This is a genomic window from Desulfoprunum benzoelyticum, assembly GCF_014201505.1.
In the GTDB taxonomy this organism is placed as follows: Bacteria; Desulfobacterota; Desulfobulbia; order Desulfobulbales; family Desulfocapsaceae; genus Desulfoprunum; species Desulfoprunum benzoelyticum.
Window position 1 is genome coordinate 229286 of record NZ_JACHEO010000002.1, and the last position, 24160, is coordinate 253445.

General features: G+C 59.6%; 27 protein-coding genes and 1 pseudogene. 19 read left to right on the forward strand and 9 right to left on the reverse strand.

The window, feature by feature from the left end; genetic code table 11:
* The first annotated feature begins 130 nt into the window (after positions 1–130).
* A complete protein-coding gene (locus HNQ81_RS03495) occupies positions 131–340 on the forward strand; it encodes an addiction module protein (protein WP_183348358.1) in 210 nt (69 codons plus the stop codon).
* A gap of 550 nt (positions 341–890) precedes the next feature.
* On the opposite strand, the pseudogene HNQ81_RS18015 reads toward HNQ81_RS03495, so the two are convergent.
* A pseudogene (locus HNQ81_RS18015) lies at positions 891–1037 on the reverse strand (hypothetical protein); the annotation flags it as partial.
* 178 nt (positions 1038–1215) lie between these two features.
* On the opposite strand from HNQ81_RS18015, the gene HNQ81_RS03500 reads away from it, so the two are divergent.
* A complete protein-coding gene (locus tag HNQ81_RS03500; protein ID WP_183348360.1) occupies positions 1216–1506 on the forward strand; it encodes a nucleotidyltransferase family protein in 291 nt (96 codons plus the stop codon).
* A gap of 68 nt (positions 1507–1574) precedes the next feature.
* Positions 1575–1637, forward strand: a complete 63-nt coding sequence (locus HNQ81_RS18020; RefSeq protein ID WP_205240349.1) for a hypothetical protein — start codon at positions 1575–1577, stop codon at positions 1635–1637.
* Here HNQ81_RS18020 and HNQ81_RS03510 read toward each other — a convergent pair.
* Positions 1609–1815: a hypothetical protein gene (locus HNQ81_RS03510; RefSeq protein WP_183348669.1), complete on the reverse strand. Its 207-nt coding sequence runs from the start codon at positions 1813–1815 to the stop codon at positions 1609–1611. The genes HNQ81_RS18020 and HNQ81_RS03510 overlap by 29 nt on opposite strands.
* Positions 1816–1922: 107 nt before the next feature.
* On the opposite strand from HNQ81_RS03510, the gene HNQ81_RS03515 reads away from it, so the two are divergent.
* The 5 genes from HNQ81_RS03515 (at position 1923) to HNQ81_RS03535 (ending at position 4545) form a co-directional block, all read left to right on the forward strand.
* On the forward strand, positions 1923–3143 hold the full coding sequence (locus HNQ81_RS03515; RefSeq protein ID WP_183348364.1) for an AAA family ATPase: 1221 nt from the start codon (positions 1923–1925) through the stop codon (positions 3141–3143).
* The gene (locus HNQ81_RS03520; protein ID WP_183348366.1) at positions 3136–3612 is read left to right on the forward strand and encodes a hypothetical protein; all 477 of its coding nucleotides are present in this window, start codon (positions 3136–3138) and stop codon (positions 3610–3612) included. Before HNQ81_RS03515 ends, HNQ81_RS03520 begins: the two co-directional genes overlap by 8 nt.
* 77 nt (positions 3613–3689) lie before the next feature.
* Positions 3690–3983 carry a hypothetical protein gene (locus HNQ81_RS03525; RefSeq protein WP_183348369.1) on the forward strand — a complete coding sequence of 98 codons (294 nt, stop codon included), beginning with the start codon at positions 3690–3692 and terminating at the stop codon, positions 3981–3983.
* Complete coding sequence (locus HNQ81_RS03530) at positions 3967–4296, forward strand: helix-turn-helix domain-containing protein (protein WP_183348371.1); 330 nt, start codon at positions 3967–3969, stop codon at positions 4294–4296. The genes HNQ81_RS03525 and HNQ81_RS03530 overlap by 17 nt, the downstream gene beginning before the upstream one ends.
* A 12-nt stretch (positions 4297–4308) precedes the next feature.
* The gene (locus tag HNQ81_RS03535; RefSeq protein WP_275888864.1) at positions 4309–4545 is read left to right on the forward strand and encodes a sugar transferase; all 237 of its coding nucleotides are present in this window, start codon (positions 4309–4311) and stop codon (positions 4543–4545) included.
* A 461-nt stretch (positions 4546–5006) separates the two neighbouring features.
* Here the strand turns inward: HNQ81_RS03535 and HNQ81_RS03540 are convergent, their stop codons facing one another.
* Both HNQ81_RS03540 and HNQ81_RS03545 read right to left on the reverse strand, forming a co-directional pair.
* Complete coding sequence (locus HNQ81_RS03540) at positions 5007–5315, reverse strand: addiction module antidote protein (protein WP_183348375.1); 309 nt, start codon at positions 5313–5315, stop codon at positions 5007–5009.
* A gap of 2 nt (positions 5316–5317) precedes the next feature.
* A complete protein-coding gene (locus HNQ81_RS03545) occupies positions 5318–5773 on the reverse strand; it encodes a type II toxin-antitoxin system RelE/ParE family toxin (protein ID WP_240191823.1) in 456 nt (151 codons plus the stop codon).
* On the opposite strand from HNQ81_RS03545, the gene HNQ81_RS03550 reads away from it, so the two are divergent.
* The gene (locus tag HNQ81_RS03550; RefSeq protein WP_183348378.1) at positions 5772–6989 is read left to right on the forward strand and encodes a molybdopterin molybdotransferase MoeA; all 1218 of its coding nucleotides are present in this window, start codon (positions 5772–5774) and stop codon (positions 6987–6989) included. The two genes, HNQ81_RS03545 and HNQ81_RS03550, sit on opposite strands and share 2 nt — an antisense overlap.
* A gap of 4 nt (positions 6990–6993) precedes the next feature.
* Here the strand turns inward: HNQ81_RS03550 and HNQ81_RS18025 are convergent, their stop codons facing one another.
* Positions 6994–7422, reverse strand: a complete 429-nt coding sequence (locus tag HNQ81_RS18025; protein WP_353740479.1) for a nucleotidyltransferase family protein — start codon at positions 7420–7422, stop codon at positions 6994–6996.
* A gap of 163 nt (positions 7423–7585) precedes the next feature.
* Between HNQ81_RS18025 and HNQ81_RS03555 the strand changes: the two genes are divergently transcribed.
* Together HNQ81_RS03555 and HNQ81_RS03560 are read left to right on the forward strand one after the other, a co-directional pair.
* Positions 7586–7939, forward strand: coding sequence for a helix-turn-helix domain-containing protein (locus HNQ81_RS03555; protein WP_183348380.1), 354 nt, complete (start codon positions 7586–7588; stop codon positions 7937–7939).
* A gap of 39 nt (positions 7940–7978) precedes the next feature.
* Entirely contained in the window at positions 7979–8974 is a 996-nt protein-coding gene (locus tag HNQ81_RS03560; RefSeq protein ID WP_183348382.1) for a Crp/Fnr family transcriptional regulator, read from the forward strand.
* A 409-nt stretch (positions 8975–9383) separates the two neighbouring features.
* On the opposite strand, the gene mutM is transcribed toward HNQ81_RS03560, so the two are convergent.
* Both mutM and HNQ81_RS03570 read right to left on the reverse strand, forming a co-directional pair.
* Positions 9384–10214: a bifunctional DNA-formamidopyrimidine glycosylase/DNA-(apurinic or apyrimidinic site) lyase gene (gene mutM / locus HNQ81_RS03565; protein WP_183348384.1), complete on the reverse strand. Its 831-nt coding sequence runs from the start codon at positions 10212–10214 to the stop codon at positions 9384–9386.
* Complete coding sequence (locus tag HNQ81_RS03570) at positions 10207–10992, reverse strand: 4'-phosphopantetheinyl transferase family protein (protein WP_183348386.1); 786 nt, start codon at positions 10990–10992, stop codon at positions 10207–10209. The genes mutM and HNQ81_RS03570 overlap by 8 nt, the downstream gene beginning before the upstream one ends.
* Before the next feature lie 107 nt (positions 10993–11099).
* On the opposite strand from HNQ81_RS03570, the gene HNQ81_RS03575 reads away from it, so the two are divergent.
* Positions 11100–11858, forward strand: coding sequence for a CvpA family protein (locus HNQ81_RS03575; protein ID WP_183348388.1), 759 nt, complete (start codon positions 11100–11102; stop codon positions 11856–11858).
* A 38-nt stretch (positions 11859–11896) separates the two neighbouring features.
* Positions 11897–12652 carry a UPF0280 family protein gene (locus HNQ81_RS03580; protein WP_183348390.1) on the forward strand — a complete coding sequence of 252 codons (756 nt, stop codon included), beginning with the start codon at positions 11897–11899 and terminating at the stop codon, positions 12650–12652.
* Positions 12653–12722: 70 nt separating this feature from the next.
* Here the strand turns inward: HNQ81_RS03580 and rfbD are convergent, their stop codons facing one another.
* Entirely contained in the window at positions 12723–13616 is an 894-nt protein-coding gene (gene rfbD / locus HNQ81_RS03585; protein ID WP_183348393.1) for a dTDP-4-dehydrorhamnose reductase, read from the reverse strand.
* 7 nt (positions 13617–13623) lie between these two features.
* Entirely contained in the window at positions 13624–14505 is an 882-nt protein-coding gene (gene rfbA / locus HNQ81_RS03590) for a glucose-1-phosphate thymidylyltransferase RfbA (protein ID WP_183348394.1), read from the reverse strand.
* 117 nt (positions 14506–14622) lie between these two features.
* On the opposite strand from rfbA, the gene HNQ81_RS03595 reads away from it, so the two are divergent.
* The 6 genes from HNQ81_RS03595 to glnA all read left to right on the forward strand — a co-directional run bounded on the left by HNQ81_RS03595 (position 14623) and on the right by glnA (position 24021).
* Complete coding sequence (locus tag HNQ81_RS03595; protein ID WP_183348395.1) at positions 14623–15981, forward strand: phosphohexomutase domain-containing protein; 1359 nt, start codon at positions 14623–14625, stop codon at positions 15979–15981.
* Positions 15982–16336: 355 nt separating this feature from the next.
* The gene (locus HNQ81_RS03600; RefSeq protein WP_183348396.1) at positions 16337–17746 is read left to right on the forward strand and encodes a mannose-1-phosphate guanylyltransferase/mannose-6-phosphate isomerase; all 1410 of its coding nucleotides are present in this window, start codon (positions 16337–16339) and stop codon (positions 17744–17746) included.
* Positions 17747–18302: 556 nt separating this feature from the next.
* Entirely contained in the window at positions 18303–19499 is a 1197-nt protein-coding gene (locus HNQ81_RS03605; RefSeq protein ID WP_183348658.1) for an ammonium transporter, read from the forward strand.
* A gap of 84 nt (positions 19500–19583) precedes the next feature.
* Positions 19584–19922, forward strand: coding sequence for a P-II family nitrogen regulator (locus HNQ81_RS03610; protein ID WP_183348397.1), 339 nt, complete (start codon positions 19584–19586; stop codon positions 19920–19922).
* 7 nt (positions 19923–19929) lie between these two features.
* On the forward strand, positions 19930–22518 hold the full coding sequence (glnD, locus tag HNQ81_RS03615; protein ID WP_183348398.1) for a [protein-PII] uridylyltransferase: 2589 nt from the start codon (positions 19930–19932) through the stop codon (positions 22516–22518).
* A 174-nt stretch (positions 22519–22692) separates the two neighbouring features.
* Positions 22693–24021, forward strand: coding sequence for a type I glutamate--ammonia ligase (glnA, locus tag HNQ81_RS03620; protein ID WP_183348399.1), 1329 nt, complete (start codon positions 22693–22695; stop codon positions 24019–24021).
* The last annotated feature ends 139 nt before the right edge of the window (positions 24022–24160 follow it).

Here is a 24160-nt window from a genome sequence, read left to right on the forward strand (position 1 = left end):
CTCCCGCCCAGATTCACGTGACACTCCACTTCGAGAGATTATAGTATTCACCACGCATCATATTCTATGATATGATTTCAATTCCGAGGGATTGATGGACTAATCATAGAATAACGGGAGGGAGGAGGTCATGCGCGGCAAAGATATACTGAAAGAGGCCTTAAACCTTGATCCGGCCGAAAAGTTTATTGTCGTTGAGGGTTTACTGAAAAGCCTGGATGAACCTGACTCTGAATTGGATAAGATATGGGCGGACGAAGCCGAAAGGAGATTGGAGGCCTATAGAGATGGGAAACTCAAAGGCATCCCAATGGAAGAAATCTTCAATCCACTGAAATGAAGGTAATTTTTTCTGAACTTGCCAAGTTGGAACTGGATGATGCCTGTAGTTTCTATGATCTCCAAATGTCTGGGCTTGGTTTAAAGTTCAAAGAGGAAGTCGGAAAGGCAGTCAGACGGATCGCGGAATTCCCCACGGCGTAGTCGATTGAATGTGGAGAAATTCGTAAGGGATTACTCCATATGTTCCCTTATAAGCCCCTTTATTCTATAGAAAAGGACCATATTTTCATTATCGCGGTGGCTCATCAGCATCGTAGGCCGACGTATTGGCAGGGGCGATGAGATCGAGATAAAGGGATGACTGTGTTGCCTCGTTGAGCGCCAGCGAAAAATCTCTTTGTTTCCGGAAGGTTGAAGATCATGATCCCGCCCCCCCCGTTGTCATTTCGAAGCGATAGCGAGAAATCTCGTTTTTCATGGCAGGAGATCTCTCACTGCGTTCGAGATGACAGGGAGGGAAGGTCGAGATGACAGGGAGGGAAGGTCGAGATGACAGGGAGGGAAGGTCGCGATGACAGGGAGGGAAGGTCGCGATGACAGTGGTGAAATCATTCTCCGGCCGGCCGAGTTTTGCGCTGCCTCGTCGAGCGGTTGATTTTTTTCGTCCTGCCCGCTGTCAGCACCTCCGGGAGGAGGTCGGGATGGCGATCGAGCAACTTCAACAGCAGGACGGTCGATTTGGCCGGTTGCCTGACGCCGCGTTCATACTAGTATTCACCACGCATCACACTCTATGATATGATTTCAAATCCGAGGGATTGATGGACAAATCATAGAGTAGCGGGAGGGAGGAGGTCTTGTGCGGCAAAGGCATATTGAAAGAGGCCGAGAAAATGAAACAGATATATGTACCTTTGACATCTTGAGGCGGCGATGAAGCAGAAAGAAATACTTGAAGGCTTGCGTGCTTATAAAAAGAGATTTTCAAAGCAGTACGGGATACTCGATATCGGTGTTTTCGGTTCCGTTGCGCGAGGTGACTATGACAATGAAAGCGATGTAGATATTGTGGTTCGCCTTCAGAAGCAGGATCTCTTTCTTCTTGCAGGATTGAAATATGATTTGGAAGAAACGTTTCATCGCCCGATCGATATTGTTGCCTATCGTGATACCATGAATCCTTTTTTAAAGAAGAGAATCGATAAAGAGGCCTTGTATGTATGACAAGGAATTGGCGTTGGAGATTCTGAGGCAGATTGAAGAGGCAGCTGGTTTGGAAAAAGGCGAAAGGAATGCGCGATATCCTTACCCATCATTATGCCGATATCAATGCTGAAGCAGTTTTTCATACCTGACGAGATAAAATTCCGCAACTCCTTCAAACGATAAAAAATATTCGAAACGACCAGGAAAAGGAGAGAGGTCCATTTTTGGAGCAACAATCCCAAAGGAAGAAATCTTCAATCCACTGAAATGAAGGTCATTTTTTCTGAACTTCCCAAGTTGGAACTGGATGATGCCTGTAGTTCCCATGACCAGGCCAACCCGTTGGTTTCTGCAGTGTGGGTTGCCGGTCAGGCCGATTGCCCCAACGTGACTGAAGTGCCTGGCATGAGCTAAAGCCTGAAGAGGGATACCCCATGAAACTCAAACACCTGACCCTGGAAAACTTCCGCGCCTGCGAACAGCTGGATCTCGAGCTGGGCAGCCGGCTCACGGTTTTACTGGGGAACAACGGCAGCGGCAAAACCTCCGTGCTGGACAGCATCGCTATCGGCCTGGGGGCGGTGTTGACGCACCTTCCATCCGTGTCCGACATAACCTTCAGGAAACAAGGTGATATTCGTCAGCAGCACAACCTGCTGGCGCCCTACACCCGCATCGGCCTTGAAATGTCCTCCGGTCTGCGGTGGGATCGAATCCAGCGGCGGGACAAAAGCCAGGCCACGGCCAAAGCTGTACCGCCGGCAACAGGGTTGAAAACACTGGAGTCCTATCTGGACGAAACCGTGATAAATCCCCTGAATGCCGGTCAGCCGTTTCAACTCCCGATGATGGCGTATTATGGGGTCAGCCGCGCAGTGCTCGAGGTGCCGCTGCGCCGGAAAAACTTTCCGAAAACACACACACGGCTGGAAGCACTCAGCCAGGCGTTGGCAGCACAAAGCAGCTTCAAGTTGGCATTCATCTGGTTCTACAACAAAGAAAATGAAGAGCATCGCCTGCAGAAAGAGCAGCGCAGCTTTGAGGTGACACTGCCGGAGCTGGATGCTGTGCGCCGCGCCATCGGCATCATCTTTCCGGACATCAGCAATCCCCACATCGAACTGAGCCCGCTGCGGTTTGTCGTCACCATCAACGGTGAAACGCTGGACCTGATGCAACTCAGCGATGGCTACAAGACGCTCCTGGGCCTGGTCATCGACCTGAGTATGCGCATGGGGCTGGCCAATCCGCATCTGACAGACCCGCTGAGCGCTGAAGCCATCGTGATGATCGATGAAGTGGATCTGCACCTGCATCCCTCCTGGCAACAGCGGGTGATGGCCGACTTGCTGCGGACCTTCACCCGAACACAATTCATCCTGACGACCCATAGCCCCTTTGTCGTTGAAGCACTGAATAATCATCTGAAACGTCACCGGTTGGGCAGCGGATTGACGGATGTTGATGAAATCGACAAGCTGCTGCCGCTGCCCGCTGATCAGGTTCGTGTGTACTTGATGGAGAACAGTACCCAAAGACCGTTGATCGACAGTGAAAGCGGGTTGATCGATGACACCCTGCTGGCGTATTTCAACCAGATCAATGTCTTGTACGACCGGATGCGTGATATCGAATGGAATCGGCGCAATGATTGACACGAACCCGTTCAGCCATTGCGAATGCAGGCGCATGGGCAATAGCCAAACTTTGTGCCGGTCTGAATTAACGCTTGAAGAACAAGGCAAAAAAGTCTGCCTGAGTGTTCGCGGGGGTGAGGAGGCCAAAGTTCTGGTGCTGGACGGCTGTGTGTTCACGGACAACAACCCGAAGTGCGATGCCTTGTATCTCTACAAAAGTCGCAATCGCAAGATTGCAGCGTTGGTGGAGCTGAAGGGCGCCGGCGATATCCCGCACGCCTTTGAGCAGCTTACATACACGAAGAGGCAACGGCCGGAGTATGCGCAACTGAAAAACCAGCTGGACCAGTCCGGGCCGGGAACGCTTTTTGAAAAATCTTTTATCGTGACGAACGGCATGCTGTCCAAACCTGAAATTGAACGGCTGGAGAACCAGCATCAAATACGTGTCAGCGCGGTACTGCACTCGGAACCGGGTAAGTTTTGAGCAGGCTGGCCACACCCTGGATCCTGTCTGGCTGATATGGGCGACGCGTGGACACATTAGTTGAACGTGGGTAAAAAATGATGAAATTAACCCGTATTCGTTCGGCCGATGAATCGTGTTTGTGGGCAAACCTGAAGGAGGCGTTGTATTCTTGTCGTTTCGAGTGTGTTGCCTTTCATCGCGACTTTCCCCCGCTGTCGATCGCCAGGGGGAACGCAGTGGATGAGGTCATCACCGTCGATCCCTCCGAGACCGAGGTCCCGGCCGGCCTGCTGAGGGACTGGTCGTTACCTGGTGTTGTTCGACTTGACGGCGAGGTGCGCATCGTCGAAATCCAGGAGGTAAAGAAACGCGATGAATGTACATACTGATATCCAGATCATCCACGACCGCAACGGTGCCCCCGCCTTCGTGGTGTTGCCGTATGCCGACTGGCTGGCCAGTCGCGACCGCCAGGAAAACCTTGTCCCCAACGAAGTCGTCAATCTCACCTTCGATCACGACTGGTCACCGATGCGCGCCTGGCGTGAACACTTCGGACTCACCCAGGCCGAGGTTGCGGCAAGGGCGAACATGACCCAGGGAGCCTACGCCCAGATGGAAAACAGCGCCAAACCACGCCGCGCCAGCCTGAAAAAGATAGCCGAGGCCATGGGGCTGACTGTCGAACAGCTCGATTTCTAAGTATCCCAGCCGCTGTTCCCCGTGCTGGCTCTGCTGATCAAGCTCGATTCGCCGTGGCCGATATTTTATGCCCAGCTGCGGATCGGCTGGGGCAACGTGCCGTTTCGGGCCTGGAAGCTGCGGACGATGGTGGACGGCGCCGACCGGAACAACGTCCACTGGACCACCGACAATGGCAGCCGGATCACCCGGGTCGGCCGGTTCGTGCGCAAGACCCGGCTGGATTGGGAGCGGATGATGGCTGCATGAGATCTCTCCCGCTGGTCGAGATGACAGCGGGGGAAGGTCGCGATGTCAGCCACTATCTGTCATTTCGTTTTTCCCCGCTGTCGAGCGAAGCGAGAAATCTCGTTGTTCCCGCAGGGCGAAGGCCATGATCCCGCCCCCGCTGTCATTTCGAAGCGAAGCGAGAAATCTCGTCTTTTCGTTGAGATCTGATCCTGTTGGAGATCTCTCACTGCGTTCGAGATGACAGCGGGGGAAGGTCGAAGTGACGGGCTGGGAAGTTTGAAGTGACTGGGGATATAGGGTTGGAAGGACAAGGTAGGCAGAAGTTCGATCTGGGAAAGGCTCGGTCGATAAGGAAAATCCGAGTATTATGAAGCCATAATCCGAGAAAAAGAATGCCAAATTCCGAGAAACACGAGAACATATTAGGCAAATACAAGACGATATGAGTAAAGCCTGTCATTTCCACGTTTTCTATGATGTCAATGGTCCGCAGTCTCCGGAGCGGAATTCTGCAGTAAGGTCATTTTACATCCCAGGGCCTCGATGACCTTTTTGATGGTATCGAATTTCGGTGTGCTGTTTGGTGACAGAGCCTTGTAGAGGTTCTGGCGGCTCAGGTTGCTCTTGCGGGCGATACTGCTCATGCCCTGGGCCTTGGCGACATTGCCGATGGCGGTGATCAACAATTCGGTGTCGCCTTGCTCAAAGGCTGCTTTAAGATATTCATGGATCATCTCGGGACTGTCCAGATATTCACTGGTATCCCATTTCCTTGTTGTTATTTTCATCTTTATGCCTCCAATTCGGTTAGTACGATTTTCGCTTTTTCGATGTCTTTCTGTTGGCGCGATTTATCTCCGCCACACAGGAGAATGACAACTTTGTCACCCTTGATGGTGTAGTAGGCGCGAAAGCCGGGTCCGAAGAAAAAACGCAGCTCAAATAAACCCCCACCCAAGTTTTTATGGTCGCCAAAATTGCCGAGTTGGATATGATCAAGCCGGCTGATAATCCTGGCTCGATGACGGACATCTGTTATCCCGGCGAGCCATTTATCAAAGATATTGGTGGTCTCTATCTCGTATCTCATGATGATACTGTCGCACATAAGAGACAGTTTGTCAATGCGTGGGACGCAACAACGAAAATGACGGTTTTGTCGTGACAGCGCTCCGGGCGGACAGCCGACGCCCCAACACATCAATTGCTGTCGTTTCCCGGCAGGAAGAATCTTACGTGATGCCATGTCCCTTTTTCCACATGTTGATGAACTCATAGCCGAAACTATCATCCCGCTGTCGGGGGAGATCTGCCCTGTCGTTGCGTCCCCCGGTCGGGTTGCTTCGCGGCCGCTTCTGGCCAGGGTTCCGCAGCCGGGTTATGATCAGGCGACCCGTGACGGTTTTGCGGTTGGCGCCGGTGGGGACAACGTTGTTGATGGCAGAAGGTTCCGTATCGACGGCGAGGCGCCGGCCGGGGACATTCAGCGGCGCGTCTTGGCTGCCGGCCAGGCCTGCCGGATCATGACCGGCGGCATGGTCCCGGACGGGGCCGAGCGGGTCGTGCCGCAGGAAGACTGTGTGGTCGATGGCGGCATGGTCCTGGTGTCCGCCCGGGGGCTGGCACGAAAGAAAACCTTTATCGACAGGCAGGGGAGCCAGGTCGCCGTAGGTGAGCTGCTCGTTGATCAGGGGAGCATCCTGCAGACTGAGGATTCTGCTCTACTGGCTTCCTGCGGCCATACAGAAATCGAGGTTTATCGTCGGCCGCGGGTCGGTTTCTTCTGTACCGGCAGCGAACTGGTCGAATCGGCGGCGCAATTGGTGCCGGGCCTGAAGGTCTCGTCCAACCGCTATCTGCTCGAGGGATTGATCCGTCAGTTTCTGGCCGAGCCGGTGAATCTGGGGGTTGTCCCGGATACGGCCGGGGCCCTGGACGAGATCCTGGCGAAGATCGAAACCGCCTCCCTTGATGCAGTGATCAGTACCGGCGGCATGGGGCCAGGCAAATACGACCTGCTGGAGGATGCCTTCCGCCGGGCCGGAGGCAAGGTTGTATCACGCGCGCTGGCGATGCGGCCTGGGGCCTCGACGCTGGTCGGCCGGTTGGGGCGGACGGTGTTTTTCGGCCTGCCCGGCCCGCCCGGCGCCGTCCGGACCCTGATGAACGAACTGGTGGGACCGGCCCTGCTGCAGCTGCAGGGGGTGGCGGATTATGCCCCGGTGACTCTGTCGGCCCGGCTGCAGCAGCGGGTAGAGATCAGAACCAGGGAGGTGCTGCAGATCAAGCCCGGTGCGTTGAACATGACGGCGAAGGGGCTGGAGGTTCGACTGGCGGGGCGGCTGGAGCCGCCGACGTGCTTTATCCTCTTCCCGCCGGGCTGCGGTGTTCTCGAACCAGCCACGGAGGTCGAGGTCCATCTCGCCTGGTCACCGGAGGTGGCGAGATTGTTTCGGGGATGATCCCCTAGGAGACTCGGACGGCCTCCCGCAATATTCCTTCCCGCAGCTGTTTTTTCAGTACACCTTCGGTGACAAGGTCCACTGGTTTGCCCAGAAGATCTTCCAGATACTGTTTCAGTCTGAGGAATTCGAATATTCCCGGAGTCTGGGAGAATTGTACAAGAATGTCGATATCGCTTTCTGCCCGGCGAGATCGTCGCTGGGACGATAGAAGGGGAGAATTTCTGGCAATACCTGTGCTTTGTGGTCCGCGAGGAATGCGCCAAGGTCGTCGAGGCGCTGAGGGGATCGGCAGGTCATGCAGGAATATGAGCTGTAGCTTGCTTGATACTATAAAATGGTATAGTATATGACATGGACAGTTACGTTTACCGGCAAGGCGAAGAAACAGGCAGATAGGCTTCCAATGAGAGTCCGGGAGGTGCTGTTTCAGTTAGTCAGTGAAATAGGAGCAAGAGGACCGGGCCAGGGTGATTGGCCTAACTATTCCAAACTGTCCGACGGTCGGCACCATTGCCACTTGAAGAAAGGAAAACCCTGCTATGTGGCGATCTGGAGAGAAGATAAAGGGCAAACTCGGATTATCGAGGTGATCTATGCAGGAACCCACGAAAAAGCACCATATTGATAACGAGATGATAACTCTGCGCCTCAAGGTCCATCGAAGGAATGCACCACAGGTCGAGGAGTTTGCACGCAAGATAGAAGCCGGCGAGGAACGCACCTACAGTATCGAGGAAGTTTTCCCCGATCTGATCGATAAGGGTGGCTTTGTCGCCCTTCGCGCCTACCGAACGCGAGAGGGGTTGACACAACGGCAACTCGCCGAGAAGACTGGCATACCGCAGCGGCACATCTCCGAAATGGAAAACGGCAAGCGAGTCATCGGCAAAGAGATGGCCAGGCGTTTGGGAACGGTGCTCGGAGTCGACTTCCGGGCTCTGCTGTAAAGATGTTGGATAAAAACAATTTCTTGAAAAGGTCAGGCCATGCCCGAGACTTCCGCCAGTTCCGCCTCGCTCTCCGCTGAAGACAAACGCCGCCTGGTCGGCAGGCTCGTCACCGAGATCGAGACCGCCCTGAAGGCCCGCGACTTCCTTCGCGCCGACATCCTCCGCAATCAGCTCATGGACGCCGATCCGATGGCCCTCAGCGAGATCATCAAGATCAACGGCCTGATCGAGGAGGCAAAGACCGCCGCCTTCGACCGCGACCATCTCGCGATCTGGAACAAGCTGTACGACAACCTCAGCGAGGAGGAGCGCAACGGCCTGTTCTACAGCATGAAGAAGATGGTGGTGCCGCCGAAGAAGCTGCTGTTCTCGCATGGGACCAGGAGCGACCGCATCTTTCTGATCGAGAGGGGCCAGGTGACGATCTTTTTCCCCAAGGATGGTCAGAATATCATCCTGGCCCAGATGGGACGCGGCGACATCCTCGGCGGCTGCACCTTCACCACCATCTCGCTGTGCCCAGTCTCGGCCGTCACCCACACCGAGGTCCACCTGATGTGCCTGGAGGGTGGCGCCACCCGGGAACTGGACGACAAATTTCCCGGACTGTTCGACAAGCTCATCGATTTCTGCACCGCCAGCGGCCGGGTCGACGAGATCGTCCGCAACAAGAAGATGGAAAAACGGGAATTCGTCAGGTATCTGGCGGAGGGGGTGGTGGCGGCGACCGTCCTGACCGCCGAAGGGCAGAAGACCGATGCCGCTTTTCGCGGCGACCTCACCAATATCTCGATGGCCGGCGCCTGCTTCGCCGCCCGGATCAGCAAAAAGGCGACGGCCCGAGCGCTACTGGCCCGGCACCTGCACCTGTCATTTGCCTGCGGCGTCAATGACAACCCGACCACCTTCAAGGTGGTCGGCCGGGTGGTTCGGGTCTCGTCGCACCTGTACGACGACTACAGCATCCACGTCCGCTTCACCAGGCAGCTGCCGGAGGAACTGATCGGGAAAATTGCGCCGGGGGAGGTGTGAGTGGAGGCTGGGGGGTTAAGCCGGTGTACAGCCTTCACCCTGTCATTTCAAAGAGAAGCGAAAAATCTCGTTGTTCCTGTTAGGGCAAAGGCCGAGATCCCACTCCCGCTGTCATATCGAAGCGAAGCGAGAAATCTTGTTGTTCCTTTGCCGGAGCTCATTCCAATCCCTGTTTAAGATCTCTCCCTGCGGTCGAGATGACAGCGGGGTAGGACGAAACGACAGAGGGACAAAGTCGAGATCACAGAACAGGAAAGGGTAAAAAGGCAGGGGATTGGTCGAGGCAAAAGTGGTGAAAACCCTCAAGGCCAGTGCATGAAGGCCGAATGCTTGTTCCCGTTAGGGCAAAGGGCGTGATGCCGCCCCCGCCGTCATTTCGAAGCGAAGCGAGAAATCTTGTCCTCGCAGCTCACTTCTGGCATTTCGAACAGAAATAACTGGCGCGGCCGCCGATCTGGACCTTCTCGATCGGGCGTCCGCAGGTCGGGCAGGGTTCGCCCTGGCGGTCGTAGACCTTGAAGTGGACCTGGAAATAGCCGCTTTTCCGCTCGGCGTTGAGGAAATCGCTGATCGTCGAGCCGCCGCAGTCGATGGCCTGCTGCAGCACCAGGCGGGTGTGCTGGACGATCCGCCGCCACGCCGCCGGGCTGAGCGTGGCGACACTGCGGGCAGGGCGGATGCGGGCGGCGAACAGGATCTCGTTGGCGTAGATATTGCCGATGCCGGCGACGGTTGTCGTGGTCATCAGGAAGGTCTTGATCGGCTGCTTCTTTCCCGCCGCTTTGTCGATCAGGTACTGGGCCGAAAAGCCCTCGCCGAGCGGCTCGGGTCCGGTTGCTTTGAAGAAGGTCTGGTCAAGAGCCGCTGCCTCCTCGCCGCTGAAGACGTGAATGGCCCCGAACCGCCGGCTGTCGTTGAGGCGCAGGTCGAGGTCGTTGTCGAGCAGCAGGCTGAGATGGTCGTGGCGGACGGCGGGGACCTCGAACGGGAAGAAGCCGAGCCTGCCGGTCATGCCGAGATGGATCAGCAGCCGGGCCCCGTTGTCGACGGTGATGATGAGGTACTTGGCCCTCCTGGCGACATCGACCACCGTGCGGCTCAGGATATGGCGGAACATCTCGGCAATCGGTATCCGGGTGCGCAGGTCCATGCCGCTGTGGCGGATCTGGACGATTTTCCGGCCGGTGAGATGGGGACGGAGACCTTGGCAGACAACTTCGACTTCCGGCAGTTCAGGCATGGGCGTTTCCTCCGTGGGTGAGTACGACGCTGAGACAGAGATCTTCGAACCGGGTCGTCAGGACCGGCAGATCCCGCGGCGATTGCGGGGCGGATGGGTCCTGACCGAGAACGAGCACGGTGCAGTCGCCGGTGGTCGCTTCGCAGCGGCGCAGGACCAGTTCGAGAAAGCCGGGCATCCGCTCCCTGCCGACCGCCTTGCGGGCCGCTTCCTTGGCCGTCCACAGCAGGTTGAGGCGGGGGATGGGCTGGAGATCGGGGAGATGGCGCTGCAGGATCTGCGCCTCCTGCGGTTGGCAGAAGCGGGCGCAGATGCGCTCCAGCGTCGGCGAGTCCTCCTGGATATCGATGCCGCAGGCCGCAGCGGCGACGAGGGCGGCGGCGTAACCGCCGCTGTGCGAGATCGACAGATCGATTCCGCTGACCGCGGCGAACGGGCCGGCGATCTCGGGGCGGCCGCTGGGCAGGTTGGCGATCATGATATCCCGGGCATCGGGGAGCGGCAGCTGCGGCAGAAACTTTCGGAGATATGCGCTGGTCGCCTGCTTGGCGCAGATCCGGCCGGTGAGCCACTGGGCCCGTCGCTTCGGCAGGGTGTAGGCGGCAAGGGCGGCCAGTTCCGGATCGGCCAGGACGACAGGGCCCGATCCCGGAGGTCGGGCCAGGTACGCATCGGGGTTGACGACCGCCGCCAGGGACAGGGCCGCCGGGTGATGAGAGAAGACAACGGGCAGGGTCTTTTCGAGCAGGGACAGGGTGGCGGCGGGAGATTTCGGCATCGGCAGAAGGTTAAAAACAACTTGCTATTTCAACGGTTTTTGCTAACTACTAAGAAAATTCGCGGTCTCAACACACATATGTGCACTATCCTGATTCAAGGTGATGTATGGAAATCGGCGCCAATCTGACATTGTACGATCTGCTGGTCCTGGGCCTGCTCCTCCTCCTCGTGGCGCGGGGGCTGTGGCTGGGCTTTCTCAGGCAGATCATCGGTCTTGTCGCCCTGTATTTCGGCTATATCGTCGCCAGTCAGTATCATGACAGACTCTTTCCCTTTTTACGAGATCTTTCCGGAAATCCCAAGGTTGTTTTCTTTGCCGCCTATGCCCTGCTGTTTGCCGCGACGTATATCGTCGCCGTGCTGGCCGGCAAGGGGCTGAACTACGTCATCAAGGTGTCGATGGCCGGCTGGTTCGACCGCCTGCTCGGCGGTGTCCTGGGACTGGCCAAGGGGATCCTGCTGGTGGTGCTGATGCACATGGTCCTCGGCACCGTCCTGGCGCCGGAAAACCAGCTGCTGCGCAACTGCGAGACCTGCGATGAGCTGAATGCGGCGACCGGGCTGGCCCTGGAGCTGATCCGCAACGAAGAGGCGCGCAAGGCCTTGATGCAGCAGGTCCCGGCGATCTCGGTCGATACCGTCAAGGACTATATCGCCCCCGGGGCGAAGGTGCCGCCGCCGACCTACCCCCCGCCGGAGGGCGCCCGGCCGGCGCCGGTCCCTCCGCCCCCGTCTCCCCCGGCGTCAAGTTCGACCGGCGCCGAGTCGCGAGGATCGTCCTTCTGGGATGAACCCCCGGCCGATAAGGCCGCCGTCGCCCCTTCGGCCCCCTCCCGTCCAACCGCACCCCCGCCGCAACCATAGAGTATGAGGTGGCCGGGGCTCTTCCTCGGCAGGTCAAGATGACAAAAGATCCCCACAGCTATCGGCAACGGGCGTATCGCCAGGTGCAGGCGCCGGCGGATCTCGTTGCCTCCTACGTCCGGGTGTCCGAAACCGATCTCCATATCCTCGCCGATCGCCCTGTCGAGCGGGAGGCCATGGAAACCGTCCTCCAGTGCCGGCTGGCGATCGAGAGCTATGCGGCGCGGCGCCCGGCATTTTTTTCTTCGCTTTTTCCCCTGCCGCCCGATCCGCTGGCTCCGCCGCTGATCCGTGAAATGCTGGCGGCCGGGGAGGCGGCAGGCGTCGGGCCGATGGCGGCGGTGGCCGGCGCCATCGCCGAACACGTCGGCCGTAGGCTGCTGGGGTGCGGGGTGCGGGAGATCATCGTCGAAAACGGCGGCGATATCTTTCTGCGCCGCCGGCGCGACTGCACCGTCGCGATCTTTGCCGGCCGGTCGCCGTTGAGCGGCCGGATCGGCCTGCGGATCGCTGCCCGGCAGATGCCGATCGCCGTCTGCACCTCGTCGGGAACCGTCGGCCATTCCCTCAGTTTCGGCGATGCCGACTCCGTCACCGTCCTGGCCGCATCGACGCCGCTGGCCGATGCGGTCGCGACCCGGCTGGGCAACGAGGTCGGGCGCGGCGGTGGCGGCGAGGGCGGGATCCGGCAGGCGTTGGAAGTTGCCGGCAGTTTTGCCGATAGCATCGGCGTGGTGGTGATCTGCGGCGGGTTGATGGGGGCGGTCGGCGATGTCGAACTGGTCCGATTGTAGCTGTGGCTGAAGCTTGAGCGGGCAACAGCGGCTACGGGCCGGGGCAGGGAACGAGCCTGCCGGCCGTGTCTTACTGCTGTCGCAGTGCCGCCCTCGCCTCGGCGATCAGGGCCTCCCGGAATTGGCCGACAAAGGTGTCGACATCCTGCTGCCAGGTCCCGAATGTGGAGATGCCGGCCAGATCCAGCCGGGTGTTGGCGAGGATCGAATTGGCCGGACGGTGGGCCAGGGTCGGGTAATCGGCCGTCGTGCAGGGCACGAGGTTGTGCGGCGCCCCCATGGCCTGAAGGAAGTAGCGGGCGGCGTCGTACCAGGTGGAGTGGCCGTCGCTGGTGGCGTGGATGACCCCGGTCATCTTCGTGTGCAGCAGTTTCTGGATCTGCAGCGCCAGGGTGTAGGACCAGGTCAGCGAGCCGTACTGGTCGTTCACGACCTTCAGCGGCCGCTCGGGATCGGCGAGCGCCAGCCGCAGCATGGTCTTGAGGAAATTTTTGCCGTAGGCCGAATAGAGCCAGGCGGTGCGGAGGATGATCGCGTTGCCGCCCTGGGCGGTGATGTACTCCTCGCCCGCCAGTTTGCTCCGGCCGTACTGGGACAGCGGGTTGGGCGGGTCGTCCTCGCTGTAGGACTGCGGCGCCGGTTTTCTGCCGTCGAAGACGTAATCGGTGGAGATGTGGATCAGCCGGCAGTTGCTCCGGCAGGCGGCGATCGCCAGATTCTTCGGCCCTTCGGCGTTGACCTTCCACGAAAGGTCGAGCTCGGTCTCGCAGGCGTCGACGGCGGTATAGGCGGCACAGTTGATGATGACCTGCGGCCGGACTTCGTCGATGTAGCGGTCGACGCTGGCCGGGTCGCCGATGTCGATCTGCGGGATATCGCACCCCAGGGTCTGGTTGTCGGCGGACAGAATGTTGCAGCAGTCCGAGCCGAGCTGGCCGCGGGCGCCGATGATCAGTATCTTCATTTTTTCCTTAACGTGCATTCTTCATCTCGGCCACGACATCGGTGATATACTGGCCGTATTGGTTCTTCATCAGATCGTCCGCGAGGTGGAGGAGCTGGTCGAGGGTGATGTAGCCGAGCTGGTAGGCGATCTCCTCGATGCAGGCGATCTTCAGCCCCTGCCGTTCCTGCACCGCCTGGACGTAGCTGGCCGCCTGCTGCAGCGATTCGTGGGTGCCGGTGTCGAGCCAGCAGAAGCCGCGGCCGAGCGGCTGGACCTTCAGGGTGCCGCGGCGCAGGTACTCGTTGTTGATATCGGTGATCTCGAGTTCGCCGCGGGCCGACGGCCTGACCTGCCCTGCGATGGCGACGACCTCGTTGTCGTAGAAGTAGAGGCCGGGGACGGCATATTTTGACTTCGGCCGCTGCGGTTTCTCCTCGATGCCGATGACCTGGTTGGCGGCATCGAACTCGACCACCCCGTAGCGTTCGGGGTCGCTGACCATGTAGCCGAAAATCAGCCCGCCGCTGGTCAGTTGCGAGCTTTCCCTCAGGATCCTGGTGAAGCCGGGGCCGAAGAAGATGTTGTCGCCGAGGATCAGGCAGACCGGATCGCGGCCGATGAATTCCTTGCCGATGATGAAGGCCTGGGCCAGTCCTTCCGGGCGCGGCTGCTCGGCGTAGCTGATCGCCAGCCCGAGCTGCGAGCCGTCACCGAACAGCTCGCGGAAGCTGGGCAGGTCGTGCGGGGTCGAGATGATCAGGATCTCCCGGATGCCGGCGAGCATGAGCACCGACAGCGGGTAGTAGATCATCGGCTTGTCGTAGATCGGGATCAGCTGCTTGCTGATGACCCTGGTCAGGGGATAGAGCCGGGTGCCGGAGCCGCCGGCGAGGATGATGCCTTTCATAATGCTCTTCGTTGCTGAAACGGTGGAAAGTCCTTGCTGCAGGCGAAATTGTCTTTTAGTATCGCCCAATAAGACTGTGAATATACCGAACCCCCGACGAAAAGGAAACGCAAAAAAATGGACTGGTCGCCGCCGCCGTGCTTCAAGGCCTACGATATCCGGGGCCGGGTCCCCGCCGAGTTGAATCCGCCGCTGGCCTACGACATCGGTCGGGCCTTCGCCGCTGTCCACCAGGCCAAGAAGGTCGCGGTGGGCCGCGATATCCGCCTGTCGGGCCAGGAACTGTCCCGGGCGCTGATCGCCGGCCTGACCGATATGGGGACCGATGTCCTCGACCTCGGAATCTGCGGCACCGAGGAGATCTACCACGCCGCCTTCAGCCTCGAGGGCGAGGGCGTCGACGGCGGCATCATCGTCACCGCCAGCCATAATCCCGCCGACTACAACGGCATGAAATTCGTGACCCGGGGGGCGCGGCCGGTGACCGGTGAGTCCGGCCTGCGGCAGATGGCCGAAAAGATCAGCCGGGGAATCCTGCCGCCGCCGACGGACTCCAAGGGGCGGTATGGAGAGCGGTCGCTGCAGGCTGAATACGTCCGCCACCTGCTCGGCACCATCGATTCCGCCGGCCTGCAGCCGCTGAAGATCGTCGTCAACAGCGGCAACGGCTGCGCCGGGGCGATCATCGACCTGCTGGCGCCGCAGCTGCCGTTCGACTTCGTCCGGCTCCATCATGATCCCGACGGCACCTTCCCCCACGGCGTCCCCAACCCCCTGCTGCCCGAATGCCGAGCCGAGACGGCGCGGCTGGTGCTGGAATCGGGCGCCGCTCTCGGCATCGCCTGGGACGGCGACTTCGACCGCTGTTTCTTCTGGGATGAGCACGGCACCTTTATCGAGGGCTACTATATTGTCGGCCTCCTCGCCCTGGAGATGCTGGAGCGGGAGGCGGGGGCGAAGATCCTCTACGACCCCCGCCTGACCTGGAACACCGAGGAGCTGGTGCGCGCCGCCGGCGGGGTGCCGGTCATGACCCGGACCGGCCACGCCTTCATCAAGGAGCGGATGCGCCGCGAGGACGCGATCTACGGCGGCGAGATGTCGGCCCATCACTACTTCCGCGATTTCGGCTACTGTGACTCGGGGATGATCCCGTGGCTGCTGATCTGCTCCCTGCTCAGCCGCCGCCGGGCCACCCTGTCGAGCCTGGTGGCCGAGCGGATGCGGGCCTACCCGGTGTCCGGCGAGATCAACTTCCGGGTTGGCGACCCCGATGCGGTCATTTCGACGGTGGAGCAGCGGTATGGCCACGGGACCATCGATCGGACCGACGGGCTCAGCATCGCCTTCGCCGATTTCCGCTTCAATATCCGCAAGTCGAACACCGAGCCGCTGCTCCGCCTCAACGTCGAGACCAGGGGCGATGCGGCCCTGCTGGCCCGGGTCCTGGCCGAGCTGCGGGGGCTGATTCATTGAAAATGGGAGTACTCCACCGGCAGGAAAGGACAAGATTTCTCGCTTCGCTTCGAAATGACAGGGGAAAAAGCTCGATATGACAGCGGGGGCGGAATCATGCCCTTCGCCCTGCCGGGAACGATGCGATTTCTCCCAGTCGCCTCGACCTGCCCCCGCTGTCATCTCGACCAGAGGGAGAGATCTTAAACAGGCCTTGGAATGATTCCCTACCGGAAACGACAAGATTTCTCGCTTCGCTTCGAAATGACAGCGGGGGCGGGCGTTTCGCCCTTCGCCCTGCCGGGAACGATGCGATTGCTCGCTGGCGCTTCGAAATGACAGAAGAATTCTCATATATCTTAGCAAAGGTTTGAACATGACATCCATCCAGCCGGTCATACTGGCAGGCGGCACCGGGTCGAGATTATGGCCCCTGTCCCGCGAACTCTACCCCAAACAGCTGCTGCAACTCATCGACCAGACCTCGCTGCTGCAGACGACCCTGCTGCGGGCCGCCCGGCTGCCGGCGGTACTGCCGCCGCTCATCGTCGTCGGCGAGGAGCACCGCTTCATCACCCGGACCCAGGTCGACGAACTGCAATGCTTTGACGAGTACACCATCCTCCTCGAACCGCTCGGCCGCAACACCGCCCCGGCCGTCTGTGCCGCCGCCGAATACAGTGGCCGCCACAATGCCGCCGGGACAGTCCTGCTGGTCCTGCCGGCCGACCACATCGTCAGGAATCAGCCCCGGTTCCAGGAAGTCGTGGCCGAGGCGGCGGAACTGGCGGGCCGCGGCGCGATCGTCACCTTCGGCATCACCCCGCAGTACCCGGAGACCGGCTATGGCTACATCGAGCGGGGAGAGCAGGGGGAGGTCGTGACCTTCAAGGAGAAACCGGACCGGTCGACCGCCGAACAGTATCTCGAGAGCGGCCGGTTTTTCTGGAACAGCGGGATGTTCGCCTTCACCGCCGAATCCTTCCGGGCCGAGATGGAAGAGCATGCCCCGGCGATTCTGGCGACCATGGCGAAGGCCGTGGCCGAGGGAGAGCGCGACGGCTGCTTTTTCCGCCTCGACCGCCAGCAGATGGAGCGCTGCCCCAGTGATTCCATCGACTACGCCTTGATGGAGAAGACCGCGAAGGCGGCGGTGGTGGCGGCCGACCTCGGCTGGAGTGATATCGGCTCCTGGCAGGCCCTGTGGCAGGTGCTGGACAAGGATGATGCCGGCAATGTCTGCCAGGGCGACGTCTATCTCCAGGACACGCGCGATTGCCTGATCCGCTCCGAGGACATGCTGGTTGCCGCGGTCGGCCTCGAGAATACGCTGATTGTCGAGACCGCCGACGCCCTGCTGGTGGCGCCGCTGTCGCGGGCGCAGGACGTCAAGCAGGTCGTCGAGCATCTGAAGCGGACCAGGCGCAAGGAGTTTTTCAGCCATTCCACGGTCTATCGGCCCTGGGGCTGCTACACCGTGCTCGAGGAGCAGCCCCGCTACCAGATGAAACGGATCACGGTCAACCCCGGGGCCAAGCTGTCGCTGCAGATGCACCATCATCGCTACGAGCACTGGGTGGTGGTATCGGGCACGGCCCGGGTGACCAACGGCGATTCGGTCATCCTCCTGCACGAGAACCAGTCGACCTACATCCCCGCCGGCACGGTCCATCGGCTGGAGAATCCCGGGGTCATCGCCCTCGATCTGATCGAGGTCCAGATCGGCAGCTATCTCGGCGAGGACGACATCGTCCGCTACGAGGATGTTTACGGCCGCCAGCAATGATGGCAAGCCGGTCCCTGGTCATCGGCTCCATGCCTGACCAGGGACCGGCATCGACCCCGCCGCGGCGCGACCGAACAGTCGCCTCCGGTTGCCGCCCGGTGAAGTGGAGCCCTACCTCTCCGTTCCCATTGATCACGGTGCAATCCACAAGGTGGAGCGCATCGCCCCTGGTCGCTCTTGTCGTTTCCGTTGCCGCCATGTCCTGAATTTCTGAAGACGGTTTCCGGGCCGCGTTGCGCCCGCTGGTTCCCCGGCGAGATCGGCCCCGATCGACAGTGGAAAGCGGTGGCTAACGGTGGAGCTAAAATATAAAAAATACAATATTGTAAAACAATATATAATAATATTACAAAAAAGTATAAATGGGCAGGCCGGATAATCCCGCAAACGATATAAAAAACCAGTAAAAAAAGTATATTGGGTTATAAATTCTCTTCAGGCACACTTCTTGTATTAAAGATACCAGCCGATTGAAAGAAAGTTCAATCGTGCCGTTCCCGCGACAACGGGATCTTTAATAAGAATGGAAAACAGCACAGAGGAGAAGTGTATGGAACTGAATACCGGAGATACCGCTTTCATGCTTATCGCCACGGCCCTGGTCATGTTTATGACCCCCGGCCTGGCCTTGTTCTACGGTGGTCTTGTCCGCAGCAAAAACGTGTTGGCAACGATCATGCAGAGTTTCCTCTGTCTGGGAATCGTGTCGCTTATCTGGGTGGTCTACGGCTATTCCCTGGCGTTCGGGCCCGATGTCGGCAATGTCATCGGCAACCTTGATTTCGTGTTTCTGAACAATGTCAGCTGGGAGACGGGGGCCGGCAGAACGATTCCCGACATCCTGTTTTGCGCCTTTCAGCTGATGTTCGCGATCATCACCCCGGCCCTGATCACCGGCGCCTTCGCCGAGCGGATGAAATTCCCGGCCTACCTGCTCTTCGTCGCCGCCTGGGTCAGCCTGGTCTACTTCCCGGTCTGTCACTGGGTCTGGGGCGGCGGCTGGCTGGCGGATCTGGGCGCCCTCGACTTCGCCGGCGGGACGGTTATCCACATCAATTCGGGGGCTGCGGCCCTGGTGTGCGCGATCGTCATCGGCCGGCGCCGGGGATATGGCCGGGATGCGATCCATCCCAACAACCTGCCGATGACCGTGCTCGGCGCCGCCATTCTCTGGATCGGCTGGTTCGGATTCAATGCCGGCAGCGCCCTGACGGCTGGGCCGATTGCCGCCCTGGCGCTGATGACGACCCAGCTGGCGGCCGGCGTCGGGGCCCTGGGCTGGGTCCTGGCCGAGTGGAAGATCCAGGGCCGGCCGACGACCCTCGGCGCGGCCTCCGGCGCCGTTGCCGGTCTGGTCGCCATCACCCCCGGCTGTGGTTTCGTGACCCCCGTCTGGGCGGTGGTGATCGGCGGGGTTGCCGGAGTCCTCTGTTATCTCGGGATTATCCTGAAGACCAGGATCGGCTATGACGATGCCCTCGATGTCGTCGCCGTCCACGGCCTCGGCGGGCTGTGGGGGGCGCTGGCCACCGGGGTCTTCGCCTCGGTCGGCGCCAAGGGCCTGCTGTACGGCAATCCCCATCAGCTGACGGTGCAGGCCATCGGCGCCGGGGCGGCAATCGTCTACTCGGTGGTCGTGACCTTTGTCATCCTGAAAGTGATAGACGCGATAGTTGGTCTTCGTGTAGATAGTGAAGGTGAACAGCAGGGTCTCGATGTCGTCGAACATAGTGAGGTAGGCTACAGCATCTGATGCGCCGGGACCTGCCTTGGAGCAGCAATTTTCCTCTCCCCTGTTCGACTCCATGCAGGGGAGAGTCCTTCAGAGAGGACGATTATGAAAAAGATTGAAGCGATCATTAAGCCGTTCAAGCTGGACGATGTCAAAGATGCCCTCAACGAGATGGGCCTCAAGGGGATGACGATCTCCGAAGTCAAAGGGTACGGCCGGCAGAAAGGGCACACGGAGATCTACCGCGGGGCCGAGTATGTCGTCGACTTTATCCCGAAGATCAAGATCGAGATCGTGCTGCCGGCGGATCAGGTCGACCTCGTCGTCAACAAGATCCGGGCGGCGGCCAATACCGACAAGATCGGCGACGGCAAGATCTTCGTGCTGCCGGTCGAGCGGGTCATCAGGGTCAGGACGGGCGAAGAAAACCGTGACGCGGTCTGATCGGTAGATGGCCGTTCATCTTCGCACCGAGCGCGAGGCCCTCGAGAAGCTCTGGGAGCAGGGGCTGAGCGGCAGGTCCCTGCTTCTGCACCATAGCCGGCTGGTGGACGAGTTTATTGTTGGTTGCTTTGCCGGCGCCGCCAGGAACCTGCCCCCCGAAACCGTCGCTCTCGTGGCCCTCGGCGGCTACGGTCGGCGCGAGTTGTTCCCGTACTCCGATATCGACCTGATGCTGTTGTACCGTCCTGATTTTCGTGACGGGGTCAGGGCGATTGCCGACGCCGTCCTCTACCCCCTGTGGGACAGCGGCATGGAGGTCGGGCATGGGGTGCGGACCGTCGAGGAATCGCTGCAGCAGGCCGGCGAAGACTACTTCTTCCTGGTGTCGATGCTCGACGCCAGGTTGATCGCCGGTTCGGCGGGGCTCTTCGGCAACCTGCTGTTGCGGTTCCGGGACGAGTATATCGAAGGCCGGCGGGATGTCTTTGTCGAGAAGATGAAGGAGCATCGCCGCCGCCGCAGACAGCGCTACGGTCATCACAGTTATCTCCTCGAGCCCCATATCAAGGAGGGCAAGGGCGGGTTGCGGGACGTCCAGGCGATGGTGTGGACGGCGAAGGTCGTCTTCGGGCTTTCCGATATCGAGGACATCTTCGACGCCGGTCTGCTGTCGCCTGAGGAACAGAAGGAGTTCACCGCCTCCTGGGACATGCTGATCCGCCTGCGCAACCGCCTCCATTACGTCAGCCGGCGCAAGAACGACCAGCTCTATCTCGAGCAGCAGGTCGAGATGGCGGAGGCCTTCGGCTATACGGGCAACGATGCGGTGCTGGCGGTAGAGAATTTCATGCGCGATGTCTATCGGCAGCTGCGGGTCGTGGCGGTGACGACCGATCTCTTCTTCGATCATGTCGACGAGGTCCTGGGACTTGCCGGCAAGGGGCCCCTGTCCGCCCCTGACAAAGAGATTGAGAAGGGGATCGAAATCCGGCTCGGCTCCATCCACCTGGTCCTGCCCCAGCAGCAGCTGGAGGCACGGCCGCACGTGCTGATGCGCCTGTTCCTGGCGGCGGCCCGGGCCGGCCTGCCGCTCCACCATCGGACCCAGAAGGTCGTGATGGCCAACCTGGCCCTGATCACCGACAAGATCCGGATGTCGCCAAGGATGTCGAAGGCCTTCATGGCGCTGCTGGTCGAGGCGGAGAACATCTTTCCGGTGCTCGAGACGATGCTCGAGACCGCCATGCTTCAGACCTATATTCCCGAATTTTCACGAATAGTGACCTTGGCCCAGCATGATGTCTACCATATCTACACCGTCGATCGGCACTCGCTGCAGACGGTTGTCGAGCTGCGGCTCGTCGCCGCGGAGCAGGAGACCGTTTATCGGCAGATCGCTTCGCCCCAGATTCTGTGCCTGGCGGCCCTGCTGCACGATATCGGCAAAGGGGCCGGGCGGGATCACAGCGAGGAGGGGGCCGGAATCGCTCTCGCCGTCGGCCGGAGGCTGGGGTTGTCGTCGGCCGAATGCGATCTGCTGAGTTTTCTGGTGCGCTATCATCTCTTCATCCCGGAAAACGCCCTGCGCCGGGATCTCAACGATGCCGCCTTCATTCAACGTTGTGCCGAGACGATCGGCGACATGGAGCGTCTGGCGATGCTGTATCTCCTGTCGATCGCCGATTCCCGCGCCACCGGACCGTCGGCTTGGAGTGACTGGAAGGCCACGCTGATGCAGGAGATGTTTCTGCGGGTCTTTCCGTATCTCGATTTCTCCGCCGGGCAGACCACGGATCTGGTGGAGATCGTCCGCCATGAGGAGCAGGGGGCGGATTGGCTGCGCGACCAGGTCGACGATCTGCTGGCCGGTGAGGCCCGCCCCCTGATCGATCTTGCCAGCCTGTCGTCGGATTACATCCTTAGTTTCGCGCCGGAGAAGGTCGTCGATCATGTCCGCCTTCACCGCGACAATTACCGCCTGCTGCGGCAGAAGTCGCTGGTCCTCGCCCAGGATCATGGCGATCTCTGGGAAATCCTGGTGCTGTCGAGCGACCGGCCGGGGTTGCTGGCGAAGATCTGCGGGGTCGTGACCCTCAACAATCTCGCGGTTGTCAAGGCCCAGATCTTTACCTGGGATGACGGCACGGTCGTCGATGTCCTCGATGTCCGTCCTGTCGACGGCCTTCGTTTTGCCGAGAAAGACTGGCGGGTCATGAACGCCGATCTCGATGCGGCGATCACCCATCGCTTCGACCTCGGCCATCGGTTGCTGAAAAAGCTGGCATCCGGGAACGGGCGGCGGTATGACCGCAGCGGCAGGATCTCGCCGCGAGTCATCATCGACAACGACAGTTCCGATGTCTATTCGGTGATCGAAATCCATTCGGCTGATCTTCCCGGCATGCTGTACCGGATCACCCAGACCCTTGCCGATTTCGGCATGAATATCCGCCGGGCGTATATCGCCACGGAAGTCGAACGGTTGATTGACGTCTTTTATGTCCTCGACGCGAAGGGGCGGAAGATCATCGATGCCGGAATCCAGCGCGAGGTTGTGCACGGCCTGCTCTACACCCTGGGGCTGAAGGAAGCGTAGACGGGAGCTTGCGGCCTGTGTGGGAGATGTTCCTGGGTCAAAAAATGACAATCATGTAATAAAAAATTATTTGTTTGTTGCAAAAAAGGTAATAAATGTTAATTTGGCATCAAGCGAACGCAGTCTGTTGCGATTGATGTCGGCAGTTCAAATCAAGATAAGGAGACGCACACAATGACCAGAGACGAGATACTGGAAATCATCGAGGACGAGAATATTCATTTTTTTCGCCTCCAGTTCGTCGACATCTTCGGCTTCATGAAGAATGTCGCCCTGCCCAAGAGCCAGATCGGCAAGGCCCTTGACGGCAATATCATGTTCGACGGCTCGTCGATCGACGGCTTTGTCCGCATCAACGAGTCGGACATGTATCTCAAGCCCGATTACAACACCTTCGCCGTGATGCCCTGGCGCAGCCGGAACGGCGTCGCCGCCGCCCGCATCATCTGCGATGTCTACAAGCATGACAATACCCCGTTCGAAGGCTGCCCCCGGGTCAACCTCAAGCGGGTGCTGGCCGAGGCCAAAGAACTCGGGTACACCATGAATGTCGGCACCGAGGCCGAATTCTTCCTCTTCGAGCAGGATGAGAAGGGCTTGCCGACGACGGTGACCAACGATGTCGCCGGCTATTTTTCCCTCGACCCGGAGGATAAGGCCAACGACTGCCGCCGCGAGATCATCGAGACCCTCGAGCAGATGGGTTTCGAGATCGAGGCCTCGCACCATGAGGTCTCCGAGGGGCAGCACGAGATCAACTTCAAATATGCCGATGCCCTGACCGCCGCCGACAACACCGTGACCTTCAAGTGGGTCGTCAAGTCGATCGCCCAGAAGTACAAACTCCACGCCACCTTCATGCCGAAGCCGATTTTCGGCATCAACGGCTCGGGGATGCACACCAACCAGTCGCTCTTCAATCTCGACGGCACCAACGCCTTCTTCGACGAGAGTGATCCGCTGCAGCTGTCCAAGGTGGCGTACGCCTACATCGCTGGGGCACTGAAGGGAGCGCGCGGTTTTGCCGCTGTCACCAATCCGCTGGTCAACTCCTACAAGCGGCTGGTCCCCGGCTATGAGGCCCCGGTGTACGCCGCCTGGTCGGCCTCCAACCGCTCGGCCCTGATCCGCATCCCGGCCTCCCGCGGTCTTTCGACCCGGACCGAGATCCGCTGCCCGGACCCGACCTGCAACCCCTATCTCGCCTTTGCGATGATGCTGAACTCCGGGCTCGATGGCGTCAAAAACAATCTCACCCCGCCGCCCGAGGTCAAGAAGGATATCTTCAAGATGACCGCCGCCGAGATGGTGGAGGCGAATATCTCCGTCATGCCGGGCAGTCTGAAAGAGGCCATCGATGAGTTGAAGGCCAATCCGATCTCGAGGCCGACTCTTGGCGACCATATCTACGAAAAATATGTTGCCGCCAAAGAGAAGGAGTGGGACAGTTACAGGATAGCCGTCACGGATTGGGAGATCCGGGAATATCTCTCGGTGTACTGATATTCTCTGACCCCGTTCTGGTCTGAAGCATCTGGCCCGCATGTCGTGATGATATGCGGGCCTTTGTCGTTGCTGGGCGCCGCTCAGGGTTGCCAATCTCCGGTTTTGCCGGTAAATGAAAGAGAAGAGATACCGGCGA